The sequence below is a fragment of the Leptothoe sp. ISB3NOV94-8A genome, from assembly GCF_043421595.1.
Taxonomy (GTDB): domain Bacteria; phylum Cyanobacteriota; class Cyanobacteriia; order Phormidesmidales; family Phormidesmidaceae; genus Leptothoe; species Leptothoe turfae.
This window is the reverse complement of sequence record NZ_JAXSQW010000001.1, coordinates 1,071,182-1,090,279: the sequence shown is the minus strand read 5'-3', so window position 1 is coordinate 1,090,279 and position 19,098 is coordinate 1,071,182. Positions and strand designations below refer to the sequence as shown.

The window sequence follows — 19,098 nt, the reverse complement described above, 5'->3', positions numbered from 1 at the left end:
AAAGCCCCAGGTTGGGGCTGTCGATGGGTAGATGAGTGATGGGGTAATGATGTAAGACGTTCCATGGAACGTCTCTTTAACTGGCTAGCAACATCTCAACCGTTTGCTTAATAAAGATCTCGTCTTCAGGATTCTGGTAAGGATTGCCAGCTCGATGGCCCCAAATGGAACGAATTGGAACGTAGTTACTTCCGGAGATTAGTTTGGCCTCTGCCTCACAATCTTCCGGTGTAAAGTACAGATCTGTTGTAGCAGGCATCACCAAGGTCTTGGCCGTAATTGACCCCATTGCTTTAACATAGTCACCCCCATAGATGGGATTATCTCCCACATTGCAGTGTAGCCACGTCTCAATCATTGCCAGTAAATTATGCGGATCGCGCCGTCGATAACCCGCTTCCCAACTCCGCAGCAGATAGTCTTCTAACGACCCATAGCCCCATGCCAGATAAGGCTTTGCTCGATAATAAGCTGGCGACGCAGCCCAGCTGGCATAAATCTGAGTAAACGTGTGAAACCCTTTTTCCGGTATCCCTTCAAATCGCTCACCATTCCAGGTGGGATCACCCTGTAAAGCAGCCCTCAAACTGTAGAGAAAAATCCGATTATGATCAGTAGTTTTAGCGGTGCCACACAATGCTGCAATCCGCTTCACCCGCTCTGGATAAAGTGCACCCCAATGATATCCCTGCTGGGCTCCCATGGACCAGCCGTATACCAGGGCTAACTGATCAATGCCTAAGCTGTCCAACAATGCAGCTTGGGCTCGCACATTGTCATAGTGGGTGAAGCAAAACCCTGGTCGCTTGGCATCCTGACAGGTGCTAGGCGATGTGGAAAGGCCGTTACCAAACATATTTGGCATAATTACAAACCAGTCAGTGGGATCCAAAATACTTTCTGGACGCACCAACCAGTCAACATCACTGTGCTGTGCTCCGTAAGATGTGGGATATAGTACCCCATTACTGCGCTCTGAATTTAACTCTCCATAGGTTTGATAGATAATCTCTGCTTCAGGCAACACTACACCACACTGTAGTGGAAACTCTTTCAAAACAAAGCTGTTAGGAGACGTCATGATTCTGTTTACGAATGAAGTAAATGCAGTGCTCAATGCTCAATGCTCAATGCTCAAATCAAGACGTTAATCTCTTCCTAGACAGGTGACAGGGGGGATTATCCAAAGGGAAATTACCTCTTTTGAGGAGAGAAAGGATTAATGTTCTCTCTTATTGCAAAGCGCTAATAATTGATCGATTCACCTGGAAATATCCTGAATCGACTCGAGAGAAAGAATCTTTCAGTTTTTGGTGAGCCTTGGGCAACGCATGAAATGGAATCGACGGATAAAGGTGGTGTTCAGCGTGATAGGGCATATTCCACATCAAGAGTCGGAGCGGCCATATCGTTAATGTTGTGCGTGTATTTGTGAGAGGATTATCATCATTCGTACACCCTGTATGCTCTGCAATGAGTACAAATCTGAGGAATGGCTGTCCTAACGCCAGTGGCAACAACCAGTAGGTGACAATAAACCAGGGATGCCCTAGGGCTGTGGAAAGTAGTGCGATCGCAATATACGTTCCTAACTGTAGCCGAGTTGACGAGATCACGTCTCCGTAGGAACTTTGTGGCAAAAAGTAATAATCTTCCAGTTGCCTAAAAGAAATCTTTAGATGGCCTTTAATTTTATCATACCACCAAGAAGCACCACTTAGCCGCCATAGATACTGGCCTAGATTTTCAGGTTTAGGATCATCCAGTTCTGGATCTTTTCCGGCAATTTGTGTATAGCGATGGTGCCACTTATGGTAATAACGATAGAACGTGCTGTTATAGAACGATAATAGACCCGCTAACCATCCCACAACATCATTGGTCCTAGAATTAGCAAATGCTGTTCGATGAACACATTCATGGGTTGGACAAAACATCATGGCAAGGCCGATCCCATAGAGCAACAGGGCGGGAAACTTTAGCCAACTGGACGCACTTCCCCACAGGTAGCCACTGACACCAAGCACAACTACATGTAAGGCTAACCTAGCTACACCGTCCAGATTAGTGCGTGTATTCAATGTCTTAAGCTCACAAACATCCAAGATTTTATGAGGTTTCGACACCGATACGTTAGGGGCTTGAGTCGAGTCAGTTAACATCTTTCCAACGTTGATGGGACAAGTGCTCAACGGTTCTGACATCTTGAACTCTTGAAACACTTGTTATAACAAGTAAAAAGTAGCACACCATAGCTGCTATAACAAGGCTAGGTGATATTTCATCAAATCCTGACATAGGCACTCTTCCATATGTCGTCAACATCTGTTCCTTTACACATCAGTATCTCGGAGAAGCTTCGCCAGCAAATTGAGGCAGGTGATTACTTACCTGGTGAAAAATTGCCCAGCGAACATCAGCTGATGGAGGCTTTTAATGTCAGTCGGATTACGGTTAGACAAGCCGTGGCCAACCTAGTTAGTCAGGGGTTGGCACAAGCGCAACAGGGGCGGGGTGTTTTTGTCACTCCCAGGCAAAAGGTCGCCTATGCATTATCTAGCCCCTTGGTTTTTCTAGAACGAGATCTAGCACGTAAAGGGATTCAGTTCACATTTGAAAATCTTACTTTTAGAAAAATTCGTCCTTCTAACGCTGTGCAAACATGCTTACAGTTGCCTGATAAGTCAACAGTTTATCTGCAAAAAAAACTGCTGCATATGGATGGCGTCGTTGGTGCAGTGGATGTCAGCTATCTTGTATTGGAACTGGGGCAGCAGTTTGGTGCTCAGCTGAAGCGGCAAATGACATTTCCAACCCTTGAAGCTCATGGAATCGTCATTGCGCAGGTTGATGCAGTCATTGAATGCACTCATGCTGACTATGAAATCAGTGGTTATTTAGACGTGCCCTTAGGTCAACCACTGATTGTGTATCGCTATACGGCTTACACCCATGATCAGTCCCCCATCTTACATGGGGAAACAATCTCGCGAGCAGATCGTTTTTGCTATTCTCTCTCCTTTGAGAAGTGAAAAATAGTCATCCAGTTTCAGGTGAATAAGATAGGAGTCCGGTGGAATCAGCAAATTATGTTGATGCTGTAGCGACTACGGGCATGTTAGTAGGAGATTCTTGGCTTGATTCAAAGCCTCTAACCCTAGCAATCACTCCTATGACAGCTAAATTCAAAAGTTCTCTAGCCACCGGGATAACTACCGGAGTTAATGCGACTAAACAGCTTGTTTCTATTCGCTGGAGTTTGCCCCTGTGTGTGGTCACCCCCTTAGTGTCTGGCATTCTTTTGACGAGCGGGTTGGCTTTTCGTAACGGTCAGAAAGCTGTAGATGAGCTAGTGGGAAAAATTAGTACAGAAGTTGCTGCCAATATTGAAAAACAGGTTGACAGCTACTTGACCAAACCATCGCTGATTGCTTCTGTAATTGAGACCGAGGTGGCTAGTGGCAATCTCAATATTCAAGATACTCGTCAGTTGGGGCAAACTCTCTGGACGTTCACCCAGTCCGATGAACTGACTAATAATCTTTTCTATGGCAATGAGTTGGGTGAGTTTGTTTACAGCGAACGTCAAGATGATTCAACTCGTATGGATTTTGTCGATAAAACCACAAATTTTCAACGCATTGCCTATGAAGTGGATACTAAGGCTAATCCAACAACCCAACTGACAGTATTCGACTACGATCCTCGGGTTAGAACTTGGTATAAAGAAGCCGCTTTCAACAAAGAACCTGTCTGGAGTCAGGTCTATATTGCCAATTCTAGGGCGGATCTTACCCTGACTCGTGCCACACCCATTTTTGATCAAAATGGCCAGCTACAGGGGGTATTTGGCATAGATGTTTACCTCTTTGAGCTCAGTGACTTCCTTAAAAACTTATTTGTTAGCCCTAATGGCAAAGCATTTATCATCGAGCCATCTGGAGATTTGATTGCAATTTCTGCCAATGAGAAGCCATTTATCGTGCAAGGAGACAAAAAACTACGTCTAGCGGCAACCAATAGCCAAAATGAATTGGTACGAGAAACTGTCAATCATCTGTTAGAGAATATCGATGATCTGAATCAGATGAAAAAGCAGTACTCCTTTAGATTTGATTTAGACGGGCAAACGCAGCACGCCCATATTTATCATCTAAAAGACTTAGGAGTTGATTGGATTATTGGAGTCACCATTCCTCAAGATGACTATATGGCCAAAATTCGAGAGACAGCTCAACATACCCTACTTATTGGTATTGGTATTACAGTGATTGCTTCTTTGTTAGCGTTAACCGCAGCCTTGCATATTATTCGTCCCATTAATAAGCTAAATCAAGCGGCAGATGAGATTAAGCGTAATCGGTTTAATCCGCGGACGTTAGCCCATGTTATTTCACGACCTGATGAGTTTAGTAAGCTTGCTAAACTATTTAATGATATGGCTACTGTGGTGATGAGCCGCCAACAATCTCTATCTGAGCAGGTTAAGTTGTTGAAAACAGAGATTGATCAGCATGGTAACGCTGGTGACGATCGTCAGCGGCTGGAGACATTGTTGAGACATGCTCAGCAGGTGCGACAAGCCTATAGAAATCGCTAGTTGAGACCAGGGATAATAGTTTTGCCGCTAGATTTATCAGCAATTACAGCAGTTGTTGCAATGCCGGTGTGAACAATACCCAAAGTACGGAATGGGTCCATAATGGGATCAATCGCTACGAATAAAACTAAGACAGCCTCCAACGGCAACTGTAACGGCTCTAGCACAATCCCCAGCATCGTTAATGTGAGAATGCCAGTAACCCCCGCTGTTGCCATACCGGCAAAAATAGATCCGACAATTACAACCATGATGCTAACTGGACCTATTGGCTTGTCATATAGCTGCATCACAAAAACTGAGCCCAAGGCAAAGTAAATGACTGAGCCAAATCGACAAAGTGTAATTGACAAAGGCGTAACCAGGTTTACAGTTTGACGACTAAAATTTAAGGCTTCGGTTAACTGGGCAATAGCTGATGGTAAACACGCTAAGCTGCTGGACGTCGCTAAGGCCAGGATGGTCGGCTCACGTAAAGCTGACAACACTTTAATGATGGGCATCTTGGATTGTTGCCAGACCACTATCGTACTCAAAACATAGATGACTAAAAACGTGACTAGGGTAGCTATGACAAAATTAATCATTGATAACATCACATCTAGCCCCTGTTGAGAGAGCTGATAGGCTAAAAGACTAAAGAGGCCAAGGGGTAAAATCATGGTCAGCCAGTCAATTAGCTGATTAAATGTTTTATAAATGGCTTCTAAGATATCGAAACAGGGCTCAGTAACGCGATCGCGAATCAGCCCCAATGAAATACCGACAATAATGGAGAAAATCAATACCTTTAATGTTTCACCCTGGCTCAGGGCATTAAAAATATTTTCGGGCACCAAGCTAATCAGAAATGAGGCCATCCCTCTGGAGGATTCTTCAGGAATTGGCCCTGTCAACGCCATTTCTAAATCAATGCCAGAATTATTAACCAGGACTCCTAGAGATTCCAGTGTTTTGGTAGATAGATTACGCCCAGGTCCCATCATAGCCGCCAGAATAACGGTTAAGCCACTGGCAGACAAGAGACCTAAAGGAAAGATTACCAAAATACGTTTGATATATTGAGCTGCATTGCTGCTCTGCATCAGTCGGCCAATGCTAGTGGTAATAGCGGCTAAAAGAATAGGTAAAACACACATCTTCAGTAACCCCAAGTAAAAATTACCGAGGGGTGCTAGCAAGATGGCAAATTCTTGATGTGTAGTACCGACATAGATTGCTAGTGCAACACTAATGAGAATTGCCCAGGGACTGCGTAACCATTTGAGTGAGAGAGTATTTGACCAAAACTGTTGTTTAGTCGCAGGATTAATCGTCATAATAAGCCCGTATAGATGTTGAACTTGTAGAGGCGCATAGCTGTTGATCCCTACTCTTTTTCATCGGTCTCTAGATGATCGGCATAGTCTTCTAGAACGGTGTCAGCTGTGTAGTCAAGACTATAGGTATCTAAATACTGATTAACAAAGTCTTGTAAATGTTGACTATCCCAAGGTAAGGCCATGGCAATTTGGTCTTGGGTGTCATTTAAGGCAATGGTTTGTAACCTGAGGGCTGCGTCTGGATTTTTATGAATAATCTTTTTGACTTCAAGTTCATCTCGATAGGCTGCCTGAATATCGCCATTAATGACAGCTTCTACAATGTCCTCCCATGTGGGATATTCTTGAATCGTGGATTTAGGAAACTTTTGTTTAATAAAACTAGCGTAAGATGAACCTTGAATAACACCCACGTTGCCGCTGAAGTTACGAATGGCTTCAATGACCTGATTTCCTTCGGTTTGTTTAGCCAGCTGCACCCGATTAACTAACAATCCCTGACGCATGGTGACATAGGGGCGGGAGAATCGCACCCGTTTGGCCCGACTGAGGGTGCGACTGAGCTTAGAAATAGCAATATCAGCCTTCAGTTGATATACCTGATCGACAACATCATTAAAGGTATTCGCTGAGCGGTTAAACTCTAAATCAACATCTAGGGCATCAGCTAATCCCTGGGCAATAGTAATGTCCAACCCCTTTGGTGTGTTGCCTTCTGTAAAAAAGGGAGTGTTATCGGTGCTAAGTAACGCGACGACTAATTTTCCGCGATCAAGAATGCGCTGAATATCAGGAGGCATCTCTGTCCGGGGAGCATGGATAGCTTCTTCTGTACCTGCAAGCTGGCGCTGAGTTTCAGTGCCAGCGATGCCATCTGGCTGTAGATTACGGTCTCTTTGAAATGCTTTAACGGCAAGCTGAGTAGATTTGTTATAGCTCCCGTCAATCTCTGCCTCAAAGTATCCTAAGGTATGCAATCGGGTCTGTAGCTGTTCAACAGCGGTCCCTTCACTCCCTAATCGTAGAGTGTTTAGGGTATTGGCCAGGGCAGGCTGGGCAGCTAGTTGAGCCAGACCAATCAACAGGGTGACAATAAGGAGATGCGATCCCCATCGAGGTAGTCGCAGTGACGATATATTAATCATGGGAAACTCTTGACTGACACAGTGGATGACTCTGAAATTATTCCGTAGGCAAGATCGAGGGTGAGATTGGCCATGATATCCAGGGGATCAATCCAGTTAATGGGTAGCTGGCTGAGTTGGGCAAGACCGATGGATATTTCTGTACATCCGGCAATTAACAGTTCTGCCCCTTGAGCCGCTAGCCAGCGAGAAGCAACGATCAGCTCGATGAGAGCAATGTCTGAAACCCAGGCACCCGTGGCTTTGATTCCCCAGTCCGGTGAGTAAATTGCTTCCATAATACGATGCTGAATAGGAGAACCTAAAGGGGGCAAAATGGGGGAGATCCCATATTGAGCAAGGCTAGTGGTGTAGAGTTGCGATCGCAACGTTCCATCTGTTGCCAACACGCCCACCTGCCGTACATTAGGAAAACACTGAGCAATATAAGCCGCTGTTGCCTCCATCATATGTAGCCAGGGAATATCCAACTGTGCCTGCACCGTATGATAAAACCCATGGGCAGTATTGCAGGTTACCACTAAAAAACCGGCACCCATCGCTTCTAATAAACAAGCACTGCGCACCAGATAGGGAACACAGTCTGGTCCAGTCCCTGTCAAACTTTGAGTCCGATCTGGCGTAGACGCAGCACTCAACAACAACCAGTTAGGATGCTCCTGATCACACTGTGTTCCCCGTCGCGCACTATGGTGTAGCAGGCGTTGTTCGAACTCAATATGGGCCAACGGACCTAACCCACCCAAAATGCCTGGAAGCTTGACTTGCCGCTGGGAATTTTTGGGAAGATTATCTGCCATTATGTACCCATAGCTTTCCTGGGAGTTTGTTACTCCTTGAGGATGCCCAGTTGACTATGGGTTTTAGCAGAAAAATTGGCTATGGAACCTGAACCGTAAACTGTCCGGGATTCATAATTGTTATCACTCCCCCCCAAGTACACATGCACTTAGAACTGTTGTTAAGGGCTGGAAAGTTATTGATATTTACCGTAGGAGAACCTGGAACCCAGGGAGCTGGAATAACAGGTAAACAGGGCATGGGCGTCAGTACGCCCAGGGCAGCGGCAGTAGCGCTCGCCACAGTGGGATTAGCCAGGGAAGTACACATGCCAAAGGGAGGAATATTCACAATAGGCGCATAGTCCATGATGGTGGCGGCTAGAGGGCCAGAAGCCATGACAGGTGGTCCTTTGGGTAAGACATTTAAGACACTGGGTGCCACCCCAAAAGGGCATTTGAGCATGGCTCCAGCAACAACTTGCATTCCCATAATTTACCTCCAGTTAATTCAACTTCAACAAACTCCCTGCCACCTTCGTCATCCCCGAACACTGAACATTTACGGTCGCCTTCCCCTTCACATCCACCATCGAGCCCTCCATTTTCGCCGTTGCATTTGCCTTTATATTCACCTGAGTTCCCGAAATATCCACCCCCGTAGAACTCACAACAATCTTACTACCACCAACCTTAAGCGTAATCTTCGTCGCTCCGGTTAGCGTGATTTCACCGCCATTAATATTAATCTTCTCACTGTTACCACTCGTGCCTGATTTCGCATTAAGGCTACCGGTGGAGATAATATCTACCTTCTTGCCATTATCATCCATCGAAATTTGATGACCATTCTTAGTCTTAAGCTCTATCTTTTTATTCTTATCGTCAAACTTGAGCTCATGCCCGTCTTTCGTTTTGAGGTCAATATATTTATCAGTGTCATTGAAGTGAAGCTGATGCTTATCCACTGTGGTTAAATACACACCTTTTTTACTATCACCCTTATCTTCTTCCACAAATTGCAAAGTATGCCCTAGGCGAGTTTTCAAAGTTCTCAAACGAACCTTACCATTGGCAATGGTTTCCTCTGTTTTCTCCGGTGGTGCATCTTTACCGTTCCACACTCCCCCTAAAATGTAGGGTCGATGTATATCCCCATGTTCAAAGGCAACTAGCACTTCGTCGTTAATCTCAGGTAGCCAGTCAACACCTCGGCTGGGTCCTGCTCCCATAGACACCACCCGTGCCCAGTTACTCATGTGGTCTTCGGTTAGAGTGGGCAGTTTTACCCTGACTCTTCCCCACCCTTTAGGATCTTTGTTATCGGCAACAACCCCCACCATTAGGGTCTGCCCTGGCAATAGCGTATTTTTAGTTTCCAACGTTTGTAACAAGTCGCCACCACGCAGTCCTCGTACCGAAAACTCAGTCATGTAAATGCGCTCGTGGAGCACATGCCGGGTCTCGGTAATATAGTAACTGCCGCTATAGTTACCCATACCCGTGAGTTTAACCACTCGCCCTGGTCGGATTGACGGATCGCCCTCACTGCGAGCATCAGCCTGGACAAACTCTCCACCCACTTCGTCATAGAGCGCCTGAGCCATGGTTTGAGCCTCTTTAGCTTGGGAGATCGGCTGATCAACCATGATTAACGTCGGTGTTTTGGGTTTACCATCAAAGCTGCTAACAGTTTTACTACCGTCACCACTATCGGTATCAGTTAAAACCTGTTTTGCTTTACTAATGGTTTCAGAAATTACCTCTTTTCGGCTATAATCCCAACCCCGCACTTCCACACTTTTGACCTGTTCAGCACTGCTTACGCGCACACGAAAACTGTGGATATCCTGTAGCCATTCTAGGGACAGAGTGCTGTCTTTTGTCGGTTTACGAAAGTTGAGCTTGCCATCTTGAACAAATAGTTCAAACCCATGGCGAACAGCTCGTTCCCGCAAAAACTCCATATTGGTCTGGTTCTGCTGAAACACATAACCACTAGAACCACCGATATCTCCGTACCCATAGGGTCCTCCGGTGGAGTCCACTGTCCCTGTAGAAATACCAACTTCTGAGGCAACGGATTTAACAATATCAGAATCCGTTTTATTTTGAAATGAACGGTTATGACGTCCTCGATGTAAGCGATGGGAAGCATCGTAACCACGAATAATGATAGGAGCTTGGGCTTCACTGGTGAAATGGGTTTCAATCGCTGTGATTTCTCCTTTGATCACCGTGCCTTTGTTCTCTTCGTCAAATTCGTCTGACTCGGTGGTACTGGATGTAAACCCGATTTCTATCGATTTGCCAATCTCAAATAGTTTCTCGTGTTTCCAGACTTGATAATTTTCTTCACCAGCGTAGTAATCATTCTGAATTACCAGGGTAAACATTCCTGGCAGATGTAAACTTTCCTCCACCACGATTTGTAAAAGATCCTCCATTAAATCACTGGAGGCGGCTTTGCCATCGATCTTCAGTGTAGGTGTGGCGACAAACTTGGTGGCAGCCATAAAGAAGCTTCTTACAAAGAGAACTTGATTTTAAAGAGGTAATGTCAACAGAACATGGAGGTAATTACCAGTTTCTGAAAATAAAAAACAATTGCTTTTACGTATTTTCACGTCAAGCTTCTATTACGCCCCTGCTCCCTTGCCATCTGCCTTTCTATAACAAATGGCCAGGCACAAGGCCATCTCCTACTTACTTTCATGCCCTCGTTTTTATCTAGCGGCTACTGCTGCCTCGGCTAGGCGTGCCTGTATTACCTGAGCCACTGGTCTCACCAATTTCTTGCAGAGTTATATCCACTGTTGCCCTTACTGGAGTGCCATCAGGCAAAAACATAGTTAGCTTATAGGAAAGTGACTGAACAAAACAACGTAAATATTCTTGTTTTCCCCAAGTAAAGATATACATAGGAGGACGTTCTTTACTGTCTAAGAATTCAACCGCCTGTCGAAAATTTTCGATGTGTTTGTCGAGTACATTTTCGCCTGTCTCATAGGTGTCAAACATCAAACCACCAAGGGTGATGCTATAGGGGTCCGGTGAGCCAAAGCTAATTTTAGGAACACCATCATCCGTGCGGGCACCACCAGACGAATTGAGATTCATCTTACGACTAAAACTCAATTCAGTTGGATTAAACATAAACTCGATATTGCTACCACCTCCTTGGGCAATGAGTTTGGCTTTGACAAATTGGCTCATGGTTCGATCTAATGTATGGTTCGATCTAATGTTCGGACGGATAACTTTTCAAATTTGATTGAGGTTTATCTAGGGTATTTAGGTCCTCTACGCTCCTGTTCTAAAGAAAGTCGTTGTCGCAATAGGCTATAAACTTCTTGAACTAGCATCTCTAAATACTTGCTGTAGTTGTGGCTATCATCGGTTTGTGCATCGGCTGATACAGTAACCGTAGAGGAATTGTCTGGACTAGCTTGAATAACTGTGGGCTTGGTCGAAGATACTGGGCTTGCTACTTGGTGTTGAACAGTAACTGTAGCTGGCTTGGCAAGTTTGACAGTGGGGCTTGCTGACGTTATTTGGCTAGGTTTTGATGTTGATTTTCTAGCAGTGGGGCTAGACTGTTGAGAAGATGCTTTTTTCGTAGACTGATGACCTGACAATTTACGCTGTACAGGTGTCACTAAATTTTCTAAATTAGACCCATTGCCAGGGATATTGGTAATAGCATGTTGCTGTTGACTAGAACCATTGTTAACGTTAGAGACCTGGCGCTGAATTGTGTCAGAGTTGGTCTTTGATGGTTGCGTTGTAGATTCTGAATCTGTATTTGTAGGTTGATCAAAGGCAGGGGAGTTCTGTGGGTGACTGTTGGTCAGGTCTGCAACTAATGATTCTAGAGTAGACCACTCACCAGGAATGTCGTTGATTGTCTGGCGTTGAATTGTGGAGCTTGATGAGGGTAACTCTGAGGCAGTAGAGTTACCTTTCAGGGATGTTTGAGATGTTTTACCGTGTAACGATGGCAATGGTTCCAACACGCTTAGCGATCTGAGTACCGCTAGCGATTGTTTCTGTCTAGAAGGGGTTAAGACATCTTTATGAGTTGAAGTGATACTCGTGGATATAGATGTCGCTGACTTGTCTTTTGTCTCTGAAGAACGTTGTAACTTTGGGGAATCGAAGGCGATATTCGACGAACGTTGTCCAGTGGATTTCAAGCTTGCAAATTCTCCTCTACCAGACTCAGGCGACTGAATTTGAGTATCACCTAACTGCATCGAAGAATTGTTTGATGTCCCAAACTGAGTAATCTGCTCAGCCACAGAATCACTAATCACGTCCCGTTGGACTGTAGTTGGTTCTATGGGAGTCTGTTTGGATTCAGATAGTGTGTTGTTAGCTAGGCCATGCTTCCTATTCTCTTGCGATGGCTGTAGAACAGGTGGCTGGCCACTTATTGCAGACAAGTTGCTTCCGTTAGGATGATTGGACCGCTGACTGTTTTCTAACGGTGTCTGGTTCAATGGTAATGTGGCTGATTTGCTTACTTCAGACCGGTTGAAATTGGCAACTTGACGCTGTATAGGTGAATCAGGCGTTGGACTGTTTGCGCTATCAGAATGCCGCGTCGTTGGTTCTTGGATATTGGTTACATTATTAACCGACCTCGTCCGAGATGGAGAACTGTCAGTTAGCTGACCTGGCTTAGGCACGCGTTGAACCGATGGCGTTGCGTCAGAGCCTAGCGCAGCATCATGTAGTTCATTAATCTGAGTTTCTGACCAGCCCTTAAGAGATGCTGCATCCGTTTGGTTTAAGACATCGGGATCTGACGCAGTAGGCTGTGTTAGATCAGTAGTACGTTGAACTGAGCCTGTTGAGGTGACATCAGATTGTCCATGACTTGATTTCTGAATCGTCTGGCTTTCCGTTAACCTATCGGGATGATCTGTATCCGTTGAGTTTAAGGTTGATGTTGTTTGACTTGCCTCAGTTACGTGTTGAATCGAAATGGCTGACGTAGCAATAGGTTGAACGTTATTTAATTTGCTAACTTGATTCTCTTCTGATGAGTCATCAAAAGATTGAGACAGACCATAGGGAATTGATTCACTCGGCTGTGTTGAGTTAGGGACTCGTTGGATTGATTCTGTTGGCCCAGAAATGGCTTGCTCATGGTTTTGTTCTTGGATAATCTGATCTATTGATGAGCGATCAGGGGGTGCTATATTTTCTTGGCTAGGTTTATAGACATCTAATGCGGTGGGCTGACTTGAATCGGTTGCACGCTGAACAGACGTTGCTGAGTGAGAAATGGATTGAACATCCTTTAAATTCTGAGTCTGAGCTTCGCCTGATAATTTGTTGGAAGATTGGGTTAGCTCATCAGGAGAAATGGATGTGGTAGTTTGTGTGACTTCGTTAGTGCATTGAATCGGATTGATTGAGTCAGAAATGGAGTGTACATCACTTACTTCTTGAATGATCTGCTCTGCTTTCTGAGGACAAGATATGTCCGTTTCAATTGAGCCTGGTGATGCTAAGTGAACTGACTCATATACACGTTGGACCGGCACTTCCAAACTAGATGTAGCAGCTTGAAGGTCTTTCAATACGTTGACTTGAGTTTCTTTCGAGCAATCATCAGAAGATTGGGTTAGCTCAGGAGAAACGGATGAAGTTAATTGAGGGGAAATAGTACGTTGGATTGAGGTTGGTGAACTAGAAATGGGGCGCTCATCACTCGATTCTGGAATATCCTGGGCCGCTTTCAAGCTGTCAGGAATGGCTACATCTGTTTGGTTTGACTGATGAGAACCTGATGCGGTGGCCTGGTTTAAATTAGTGGCACGTTGAACCATCTCTGTTGGGCCAGATGTTGGATCAGATGTTGGGCCAGATGTTAGGCCAGCAACGGATTGACCAGTACTCGATTTCTGAATAGTAGTCTTGACCTCAGGCGCATGATGAGGGTGAGCGATGTCTGTTGGGATCGGGGCTGATGTGATTGTTTGACGTGGTTCATCCGCACATTGAATTGATCCTGCTGAGGTGGCAACGTGTTGAACATTGCTTGATTCGTTAACCTGAATGTCTGGAAAATTGTCAGGAGACACTCTATCGGCCTCAATTGAGGTTGCTAATGTTGGCTCAACAGTAGTATGTTGAACAGGTTCAGCTGAGGTAGACGTATCTTGAGTATCACTCTTATGATTGAATTCAGTCTCTGCTGACTGCTGAGAAGACAGTTGAGATAATGGCAATTGAACAGCTATAGAATTATTGCCTACATCGCTTGAACTTGGAGACCTTTGAACCTGACTATGGGAGGTATTTTGAGCTATTGTTGGAAGATCTGGTGTGACTGATGCTTGACTGACTGCAGTTCGGTCTTGAGGAGATATCTGATCAGCAACGTTCTTACTTTGTATAGGCTCTATCGTAGAACGCTGAACAGACCCCATTGACTCAGGTGGTATTGCTGGAGTCCCAAGATCTAATGCTGGCCTGTTAAATGTGGGATCTTGCTGATTAGATAGTGTCGGATCCTGCTGATTAGATAGGGACAGTTCTATCTGTGAATATATAGATGGTGAATCCTCAATATTGTCTGGCACGCCAGACAAATCGCTGGGCTGTCGTTGGATTGGGGCTGAGGCCGTTGGAGACAAATTCGCCTGGGGTGATATTTCAGTCTGGTCTAATGCAGTCTGGATTTCAGGGGAAGAGGTTAGTGGATTGGCGGCGAATGCCAACTGGTTTGCGGCTTGAATCCCATCTGGAGCAGCAGAGGGCTGAAGATTTTCCTGTTGGTTGGAATCAGTTGATGGCGCTGATGTAATCTTACTAGGGTTGACAGCTTGCTGCATCGAGATAGACGGCTGCGACTCATCTTTTGATTGAATCTTGTTCTCAGTCGAAAAATCTCTTTGGGGAAGGATTTCATTTGAGTCAAAAGATTGGGATTCAGTATTAGATGCCTCTGAAAAGCACTGAATAGATGAGTCCTTAAGTGGTACTTCTGGAGTGAAGGAAGCACTGGCACCTTTAGTATCAGATAGTTGAGTTGGGTTTATCTGATGTGATTCGTGAGACACTAATGGAGTTAATTCAATCGATTCAGCTGCCCGCTGACTTGACTTGACTGAATTAGAGATAGATTGAATGTCGCTTGAAAACTCATTTGTCTGAGGGTTATTGGGCAACGGTTGAGCCGCATTAGCTGAACCCAATTTGTCAGAAACTGAGTTGGATGGCGACTTGGATTCGGTTACCCGTTGAATTGATTCAGTTTGGTGGGAAAGGGATTGACTCGAGATTGAGACATCAGGCAATGAAGCCTCGGAAGGATTGTTGATAGGGGGTTGTTGAGAAACAGTTGGTTGGTTGGAAGCGCGGGAGATTAGTGTATCGGCTTGACTATAGGTAATATCAGTTGTGGTTAATTCAGAATGTAACTGTTGAACTGAAGGAGATTTATCTGGTTCGATAGTCTGTGGACTCTCTGCTATGTCTGTTGCTCGCTGGAGAGTGCTATGAATATTCGCTGTCGGTAACGTATTAGAGTGATTATTTGATTTGTGTGCGATCGCATCCCCAACCACCTGCGTTGTTTCTACTGGTCCTGAATCATTAGAGACCTTGGGTGACCCTGATAAATCAACTCTCCGTTGAACTGATTCTTCTGAGTTAGCAACAGATTGGCTATGGCCCAAATTCTGACTAGTCTCAGTGTCGGCAAGGTTATTAGCCGATAGCTGAGTTGCGTCCGTTTGGCCAAATTCAATAGGCTGAGTTGTATCTACTTGCGCTGATTTGTTAGACTCCCTAGTTGACTGAATTAAATCCGCTGATCGTTGAACTGTTGCTTCCAAATTATCACCGGATTGATCATTACCTGAATTCTGAAGAGTCTCAGTTTCAGCAAGATTATTAGCCGATAGCTGAGTTGCGTCCGTTTCGGCAAGATTATTAGCCGATAGCTGAGTTGCGTCCGTTTGGTCAAAGTCAATAGACCGGTCTGTGTCTACTTGCGCTGATTTGTTAGACTCCCTAGTTGACTGAATTAAATCCGCTGATCGTTGAACTGGTGCCTCCAAATTATCACCGGATTGATCATTACCTGAATTCTGAAGAGTCTCAGTTTCAGAACGACGATTAGCCGATAATTGGGGGCTGTCTGTCTGACTAATTTCACTCACAACTGAGTCCGAGCCTGAGGACTGAGGTGTTCCAGCGACTCGTTGAATGGGGTCAACCTGGTTAGATATTTTCTCGAAAAGGCTATACTGGCTGGAATTCTCCCCTTTTATGGAAGCAATGCTATTATCCCGACTAGGCATAATAGGGTCTCCCAGATTCTCAGAGGGATAAGACTCAAAGCCCTCAGAATTGGGGGATTGGCTTCGATGTGAGGCTTCGACGGTGAGCTTAGCCGAACCGCTCAGCCGAACGGGGTCTGAATAATGGTTAGCTTTTTTCCTAGAAATATCCTTAGGTATGGACGGGGTTGGATGGGGATAATTGAATAATGTTTCTGACAGATTACTTGCAGACGGCTGACCTGTATCTACTGGGCTGGAGTCATGGGAGCCTTCTATTGTCTGAGATGGTTCGGCTACACGTTGAATCAGTTTGGGTGCATCAGTAACAGATTTCTCAGTGCTCAGTGCATCAATTGAGTCAGCCGCTGACGCATGACTGAGAGACTCTTGCGATCCAGATAGTTGATGGTTTGAAGAGTTATCTATATCACTAAAATTAGGTGACCTTTGAATTTCAGAATGAGCAGCTATCTGATCGGTCGCTGATGGCTCTGATATAGCAAAATCCTGACTGACTGGAGTTGGTCTCTGCGCGGGTGATTGGATACCCTGATCACCGATATCAGATCCAGCTATAGCCCGTTGAATAGGATCTATTGTGGAAGATAATGTCTCAGGTGTCGCTGTGCAGTCGAATGATTGATTAGAATTATCTGATTTCAGATCTAGAGTTTCTACCTGAGTTAGCTCTGCTTGTGAACTGTTATCACCAGCATTGATTGTTTGTTTAGATAACAGATCAACCTTTCTTTGAATTATATCTGGGCTATCTGAATTCGAATGAGACGATGCTTTAGCCTGGTCTAAGGCAATCTCCTGAGTTTCAAGAAGGGCCGATAATCCATTGGGGGCTGTCGGTTGCTGATTGGACGCTAGTTGAATGTCATCATGGGCAATACTCGTTTCACCAGAGGAGGATAAATGGCCAGGTGGCTGCTGCGACTCATCAAATCGTTGAACAGGCGAGTCAGTTGCACGTGTTCCTAAAGTTGGCCCTATCTCAATATTGGGAGACGGATTTGAAGTTGTGGGTTTTGTATACTCTAAGCTTGATTGAGTGGCTACGTCCGCAGACTGTCCAATAGTTGGGTGATGCTGAGTAGCTCGTTGAATCGGAGAAGATAATTCTCGCAGACTCTGAATGGATTGGTGAATATCAGTTGAGCCCAGTCCCATAGGTGGCGGCTGGGCAACCGCATTTTGCTTATTATTGTTGACCGTATCTGCAGCCCTCTGTAAACTGCTGGGGGCAGTTTCTTTTGATGCCTTAGGGATAGTAGTGGATGAATCAACTGTATTTGAACCTAGAGTTGAGCCTGACTCAGCAGTTAGAGACAGATCTAAAGATTCTTGGGGTTTCAACCCTAACCCAGCTTGAGTTTTTACGTCGGTAGATGGCCCAATCTTTGGATTATCCTGGTTAGTCGATTGTTGAATTGGAGACGATTCACGGAGACTCTGAACGGATTGGTTAATATCGGTTGAGCCTAGGCCAATGGGAGACTGTTGAGCGGATGTTGGTAGATGTGGTTCCGGAACAGATTGAGGACTATTGGTAGGGGATACTTGGGGATGATTGGATGTAGTGTTGCGAGTATTCTCATCCGTTAGCCGTTGTATGGTCTGAGCCTCAATTGTCGCGGAGACCTCATGGGTATCAGAAGGGTCACCATCTGTTATTTTATGAGCAGCCTGAAAATTTGATGTAGATGCATGGGTTGGAGATGCTTGGGCAGTAGACTGATGAGGGGAGAGATGAGGGGAGAGATGAGGGGAGGTAGGTGCGATCGCATCAGAACGACCTTCTACCTCTGGCGAAAAGTAACGCTGCAAACGGCTACGAAAAGAGGCAGTCTGCTCGACGGAACTAGGTGTATTTTCTCCCTTAACGCGCGATTTCGCATGGTGAGCTGAAGGTGCTGGCGTGTCTACACTACGCGCAACTGTATTATCTGCGATGCTGGATTGCGATGCATGATCTGTTCCGTCAGAGGTATTGACAGGAAACCCATGGGGATAAAACGTTTTAAGATCTAAGATCGCTAACGATGACGTCCCCAACGAATGTCGCTGTACCCCACTACCCAGGTTACGAAATGCGCCTAAGGGAGACGTATGCCCCAGCTGTCTTGCCATCGATTACTTACTCTCAAAGTAGCCAGTATCAGAGCGTTTTGTTAGCATTGTGGCCCCACCGCCACCGCTGCCAAAGGTGACATTTAAACCTTCATACGCTAGCGTAAGTTCCTCGATGGCAACGGCACTGCCATCTGCCTGTAGAGAAGGTGCCTGCCACCCCACAGGAACAGCACCAATCAAAGTCCAACATTGTTGGGTTTGTCCCGCTTGATTGAAAATTAAGATATTGATGTTGCGGCGATACTGTTGGAGGGCAGTGCCTGACGTGCGCGGTTGAAACAATGTATTAAGCCAGTCCCAAAAGACTTGATCGCCACTCATACCGCGCTTTAGCGTGACATCCGAAAATTCAGGTGTACCCAACAAAATTCGCTGCTGGTCATTTAGGCCTCCTTCCGCGACGGTTTCCTTTTTAACTTGCACGCCAAGTCCACCACATTCTGTAAAACAGGCTGTGATTTTGCTTTCGATCTCCACATAAAATCGATTACTGGTGACATAGTTAGCTGCGGTAGAATTCTCAGAGCTGCTGCTTGATGTAGTGGCCATTTTATCTCCTGCAAGACCGTTCCTGTTGTAATTTCATGTCGTCACACAGGAGTTGGTGGATGCGATCGCAAAATTGTTGCATCGCTAGGGGATTATGGGCTAGCTTCTCAGCTACCTGAGCCATCATTCGTTTTACTTCCAGCGTATGATCACTCTGCACAATGGCGGGTGCCACAAACGCTGCTGGGTTAGAAATATCGCTACTGGGCGGCAAAACAGTTGTGCGTTCAGCCCCAGCCATAGAATCTAAATTAGTCATAA

13 protein-coding genes are annotated in these 19,098 nt (G+C 45.3%); 2 read left to right on the top strand and 11 right to left on the bottom strand.

The window, feature by feature from the left end:
- Positions 1-76: 76 nt before the first annotated feature.
- On the bottom strand, positions 77-1,081 hold the full coding sequence (locus SPB21_RS04810) for an alpha/beta fold hydrolase (RefSeq protein WP_499865751.1): 1,005 nt from the start codon (positions 1,079-1,081) through the stop codon (positions 77-79).
- 151 nt (positions 1,082-1,232) lie between these two features.
- Positions 1,233-2,162, bottom strand: a complete 930-nt coding sequence (locus SPB21_RS04805) for a fatty acid desaturase (RefSeq protein ID WP_163670582.1) — start codon at positions 2,160-2,162, stop codon at positions 1,233-1,235.
- 150 nt (positions 2,163-2,312) lie between these two features.
- Between SPB21_RS04805 and SPB21_RS04800 the strand changes: the two genes are divergently transcribed.
- Positions 2,313-3,032, top strand: a complete 720-nt coding sequence (locus tag SPB21_RS04800; RefSeq protein ID WP_499865749.1) for a GntR family transcriptional regulator — start codon at positions 2,313-2,315, stop codon at positions 3,030-3,032.
- A 140-nt stretch (positions 3,033-3,172) separates the two neighbouring features.
- Positions 3,173-4,600, top strand: coding sequence for a PDC sensor domain-containing protein (locus tag SPB21_RS04795; RefSeq protein ID WP_163670578.1), 1,428 nt, complete (start codon positions 3,173-3,175; stop codon positions 4,598-4,600).
- On the opposite strand, the gene SPB21_RS04790 is transcribed toward SPB21_RS04795, so the two are convergent.
- From SPB21_RS04790 to SPB21_RS04750, 9 genes are all read right to left on the bottom strand, one after another.
- Positions 4,597-5,919, bottom strand: coding sequence for a dicarboxylate/amino acid:cation symporter (locus SPB21_RS04790; RefSeq protein WP_499865747.1), 1,323 nt, complete (start codon positions 5,917-5,919; stop codon positions 4,597-4,599). The two genes, SPB21_RS04795 and SPB21_RS04790, sit on opposite strands and share 4 nt — an antisense overlap.
- A 50-nt stretch (positions 5,920-5,969) precedes the next feature.
- The gene (locus SPB21_RS04785; RefSeq protein WP_499865746.1) at positions 5,970-7,067 is read right to left on the bottom strand and encodes a peptidoglycan-binding protein; all 1,098 of its coding nucleotides are present in this window, start codon (positions 7,065-7,067) and stop codon (positions 5,970-5,972) included.
- Complete coding sequence (locus SPB21_RS04780; RefSeq protein ID WP_163670573.1) at positions 7,064-7,867, bottom strand: aspartate/glutamate racemase family protein; 804 nt, start codon at positions 7,865-7,867, stop codon at positions 7,064-7,066. Before SPB21_RS04780 ends, SPB21_RS04785 begins: the two co-directional genes overlap by 4 nt.
- A gap of 79 nt (positions 7,868-7,946) precedes the next feature.
- On the bottom strand, positions 7,947-8,339 hold the full coding sequence (locus tag SPB21_RS04775; RefSeq protein ID WP_163670571.1) for a DUF4280 domain-containing protein: 393 nt from the start codon (positions 8,337-8,339) through the stop codon (positions 7,947-7,949).
- Positions 8,340-8,352: 13 nt separating this feature from the next.
- Positions 8,353-10,362, bottom strand: a complete 2,010-nt coding sequence (locus SPB21_RS04770) for a VgrG-related protein (protein WP_163670569.1) — start codon at positions 10,360-10,362, stop codon at positions 8,353-8,355.
- 214 nt (positions 10,363-10,576) lie between these two features.
- The gene (locus tag SPB21_RS04765) at positions 10,577-11,062 is read right to left on the bottom strand and encodes a CIS tube protein (RefSeq protein WP_163670567.1); all 486 of its coding nucleotides are present in this window, start codon (positions 11,060-11,062) and stop codon (positions 10,577-10,579) included.
- 65 nt (positions 11,063-11,127) lie between these two features.
- Positions 11,128-18,285: a hypothetical protein gene (locus tag SPB21_RS04760; protein WP_499865743.1), complete on the bottom strand. Its 7,158-nt coding sequence runs from the start codon at positions 18,283-18,285 to the stop codon at positions 11,128-11,130.
- Positions 18,286-18,288: 3 nt separating this feature from the next.
- Positions 18,289-18,837 carry a phage tail protein gene (locus SPB21_RS04755; RefSeq protein ID WP_490794745.1) on the bottom strand — a complete coding sequence of 183 codons (549 nt, stop codon included), beginning with the start codon at positions 18,835-18,837 and terminating at the stop codon, positions 18,289-18,291.
- 1 nt (position 18,838) lies between these two features.
- Positions 18,839-19,096 carry a hypothetical protein gene (locus tag SPB21_RS04750; protein WP_163670561.1) on the bottom strand — a complete coding sequence of 86 codons (258 nt, stop codon included), beginning with the start codon at positions 19,094-19,096 and terminating at the stop codon, positions 18,839-18,841.
- Positions 19,097-19,098 lie beyond the last annotated feature (2 nt).

What these genes read in the sequence shown, in the direction of transcription:
- SPB21_RS04810 (WP_499865751.1), bottom strand. Translation starts at nt 1,081, where the DNA reads ATGACGTCTCCTAACAGCTTTGTTTTGAAAGAGTTTCCACTACAGTGT.
- SPB21_RS04775 (WP_163670571.1), bottom strand. Translation starts at nt 8,339, where the DNA reads ATGGGAATGCAAGTTGTTGCTGGAGCCATGCTCAAATGCCCTTTTGGG.
- SPB21_RS04765 (WP_163670567.1), bottom strand. Translation starts at nt 11,062, where the DNA reads ATGAGCCAATTTGTCAAAGCCAAACTCATTGCCCAAGGAGGTGGTAGC.
- SPB21_RS04770 (WP_163670569.1), bottom strand. Translation starts at nt 10,362, where the DNA reads ATGGCTGCCACCAAGTTTGTCGCCACACCTACACTGAAGATCGATGGC.
- SPB21_RS04805 (WP_163670582.1), bottom strand. Translation starts at nt 2,162, where the DNA reads ATGTTAACTGACTCGACTCAAGCCCCTAACGTATCGGTGTCGAAACCT.
- SPB21_RS04760 (WP_499865743.1), bottom strand. Translation starts at nt 18,285, where the DNA reads ATGGCAAGACAGCTGGGGCATACGTCTCCCTTAGGCGCATTTCGTAAC.
- SPB21_RS04790 (WP_499865747.1), bottom strand. Translation starts at nt 5,919, where the DNA reads ATGACGATTAATCCTGCGACTAAACAACAGTTTTGGTCAAATACTCTC.
- SPB21_RS04755 (WP_490794745.1), bottom strand. Translation starts at nt 18,837, where the DNA reads ATGGCCACTACATCAAGCAGCAGCTCTGAGAATTCTACCGCAGCTAAC.
- SPB21_RS04785 (WP_499865746.1), bottom strand. Translation starts at nt 7,067, where the DNA reads ATGATTAATATATCGTCACTGCGACTACCTCGATGGGGATCGCATCTC.
- SPB21_RS04795 (WP_163670578.1), top strand. Translation starts at nt 3,173, where the DNA reads ATGACAGCTAAATTCAAAAGTTCTCTAGCCACCGGGATAACTACCGGA.
- SPB21_RS04800 (WP_499865749.1), top strand. Translation starts at nt 2,313, where the DNA reads ATGTCGTCAACATCTGTTCCTTTACACATCAGTATCTCGGAGAAGCTT.
- SPB21_RS04750 (WP_163670561.1), bottom strand. Translation starts at nt 19,096, where the DNA reads ATGACTAATTTAGATTCTATGGCTGGGGCTGAACGCACAACTGTTTTG.
- SPB21_RS04780 (WP_163670573.1), bottom strand. Translation starts at nt 7,867, where the DNA reads ATGGCAGATAATCTTCCCAAAAATTCCCAGCGGCAAGTCAAGCTTCCA.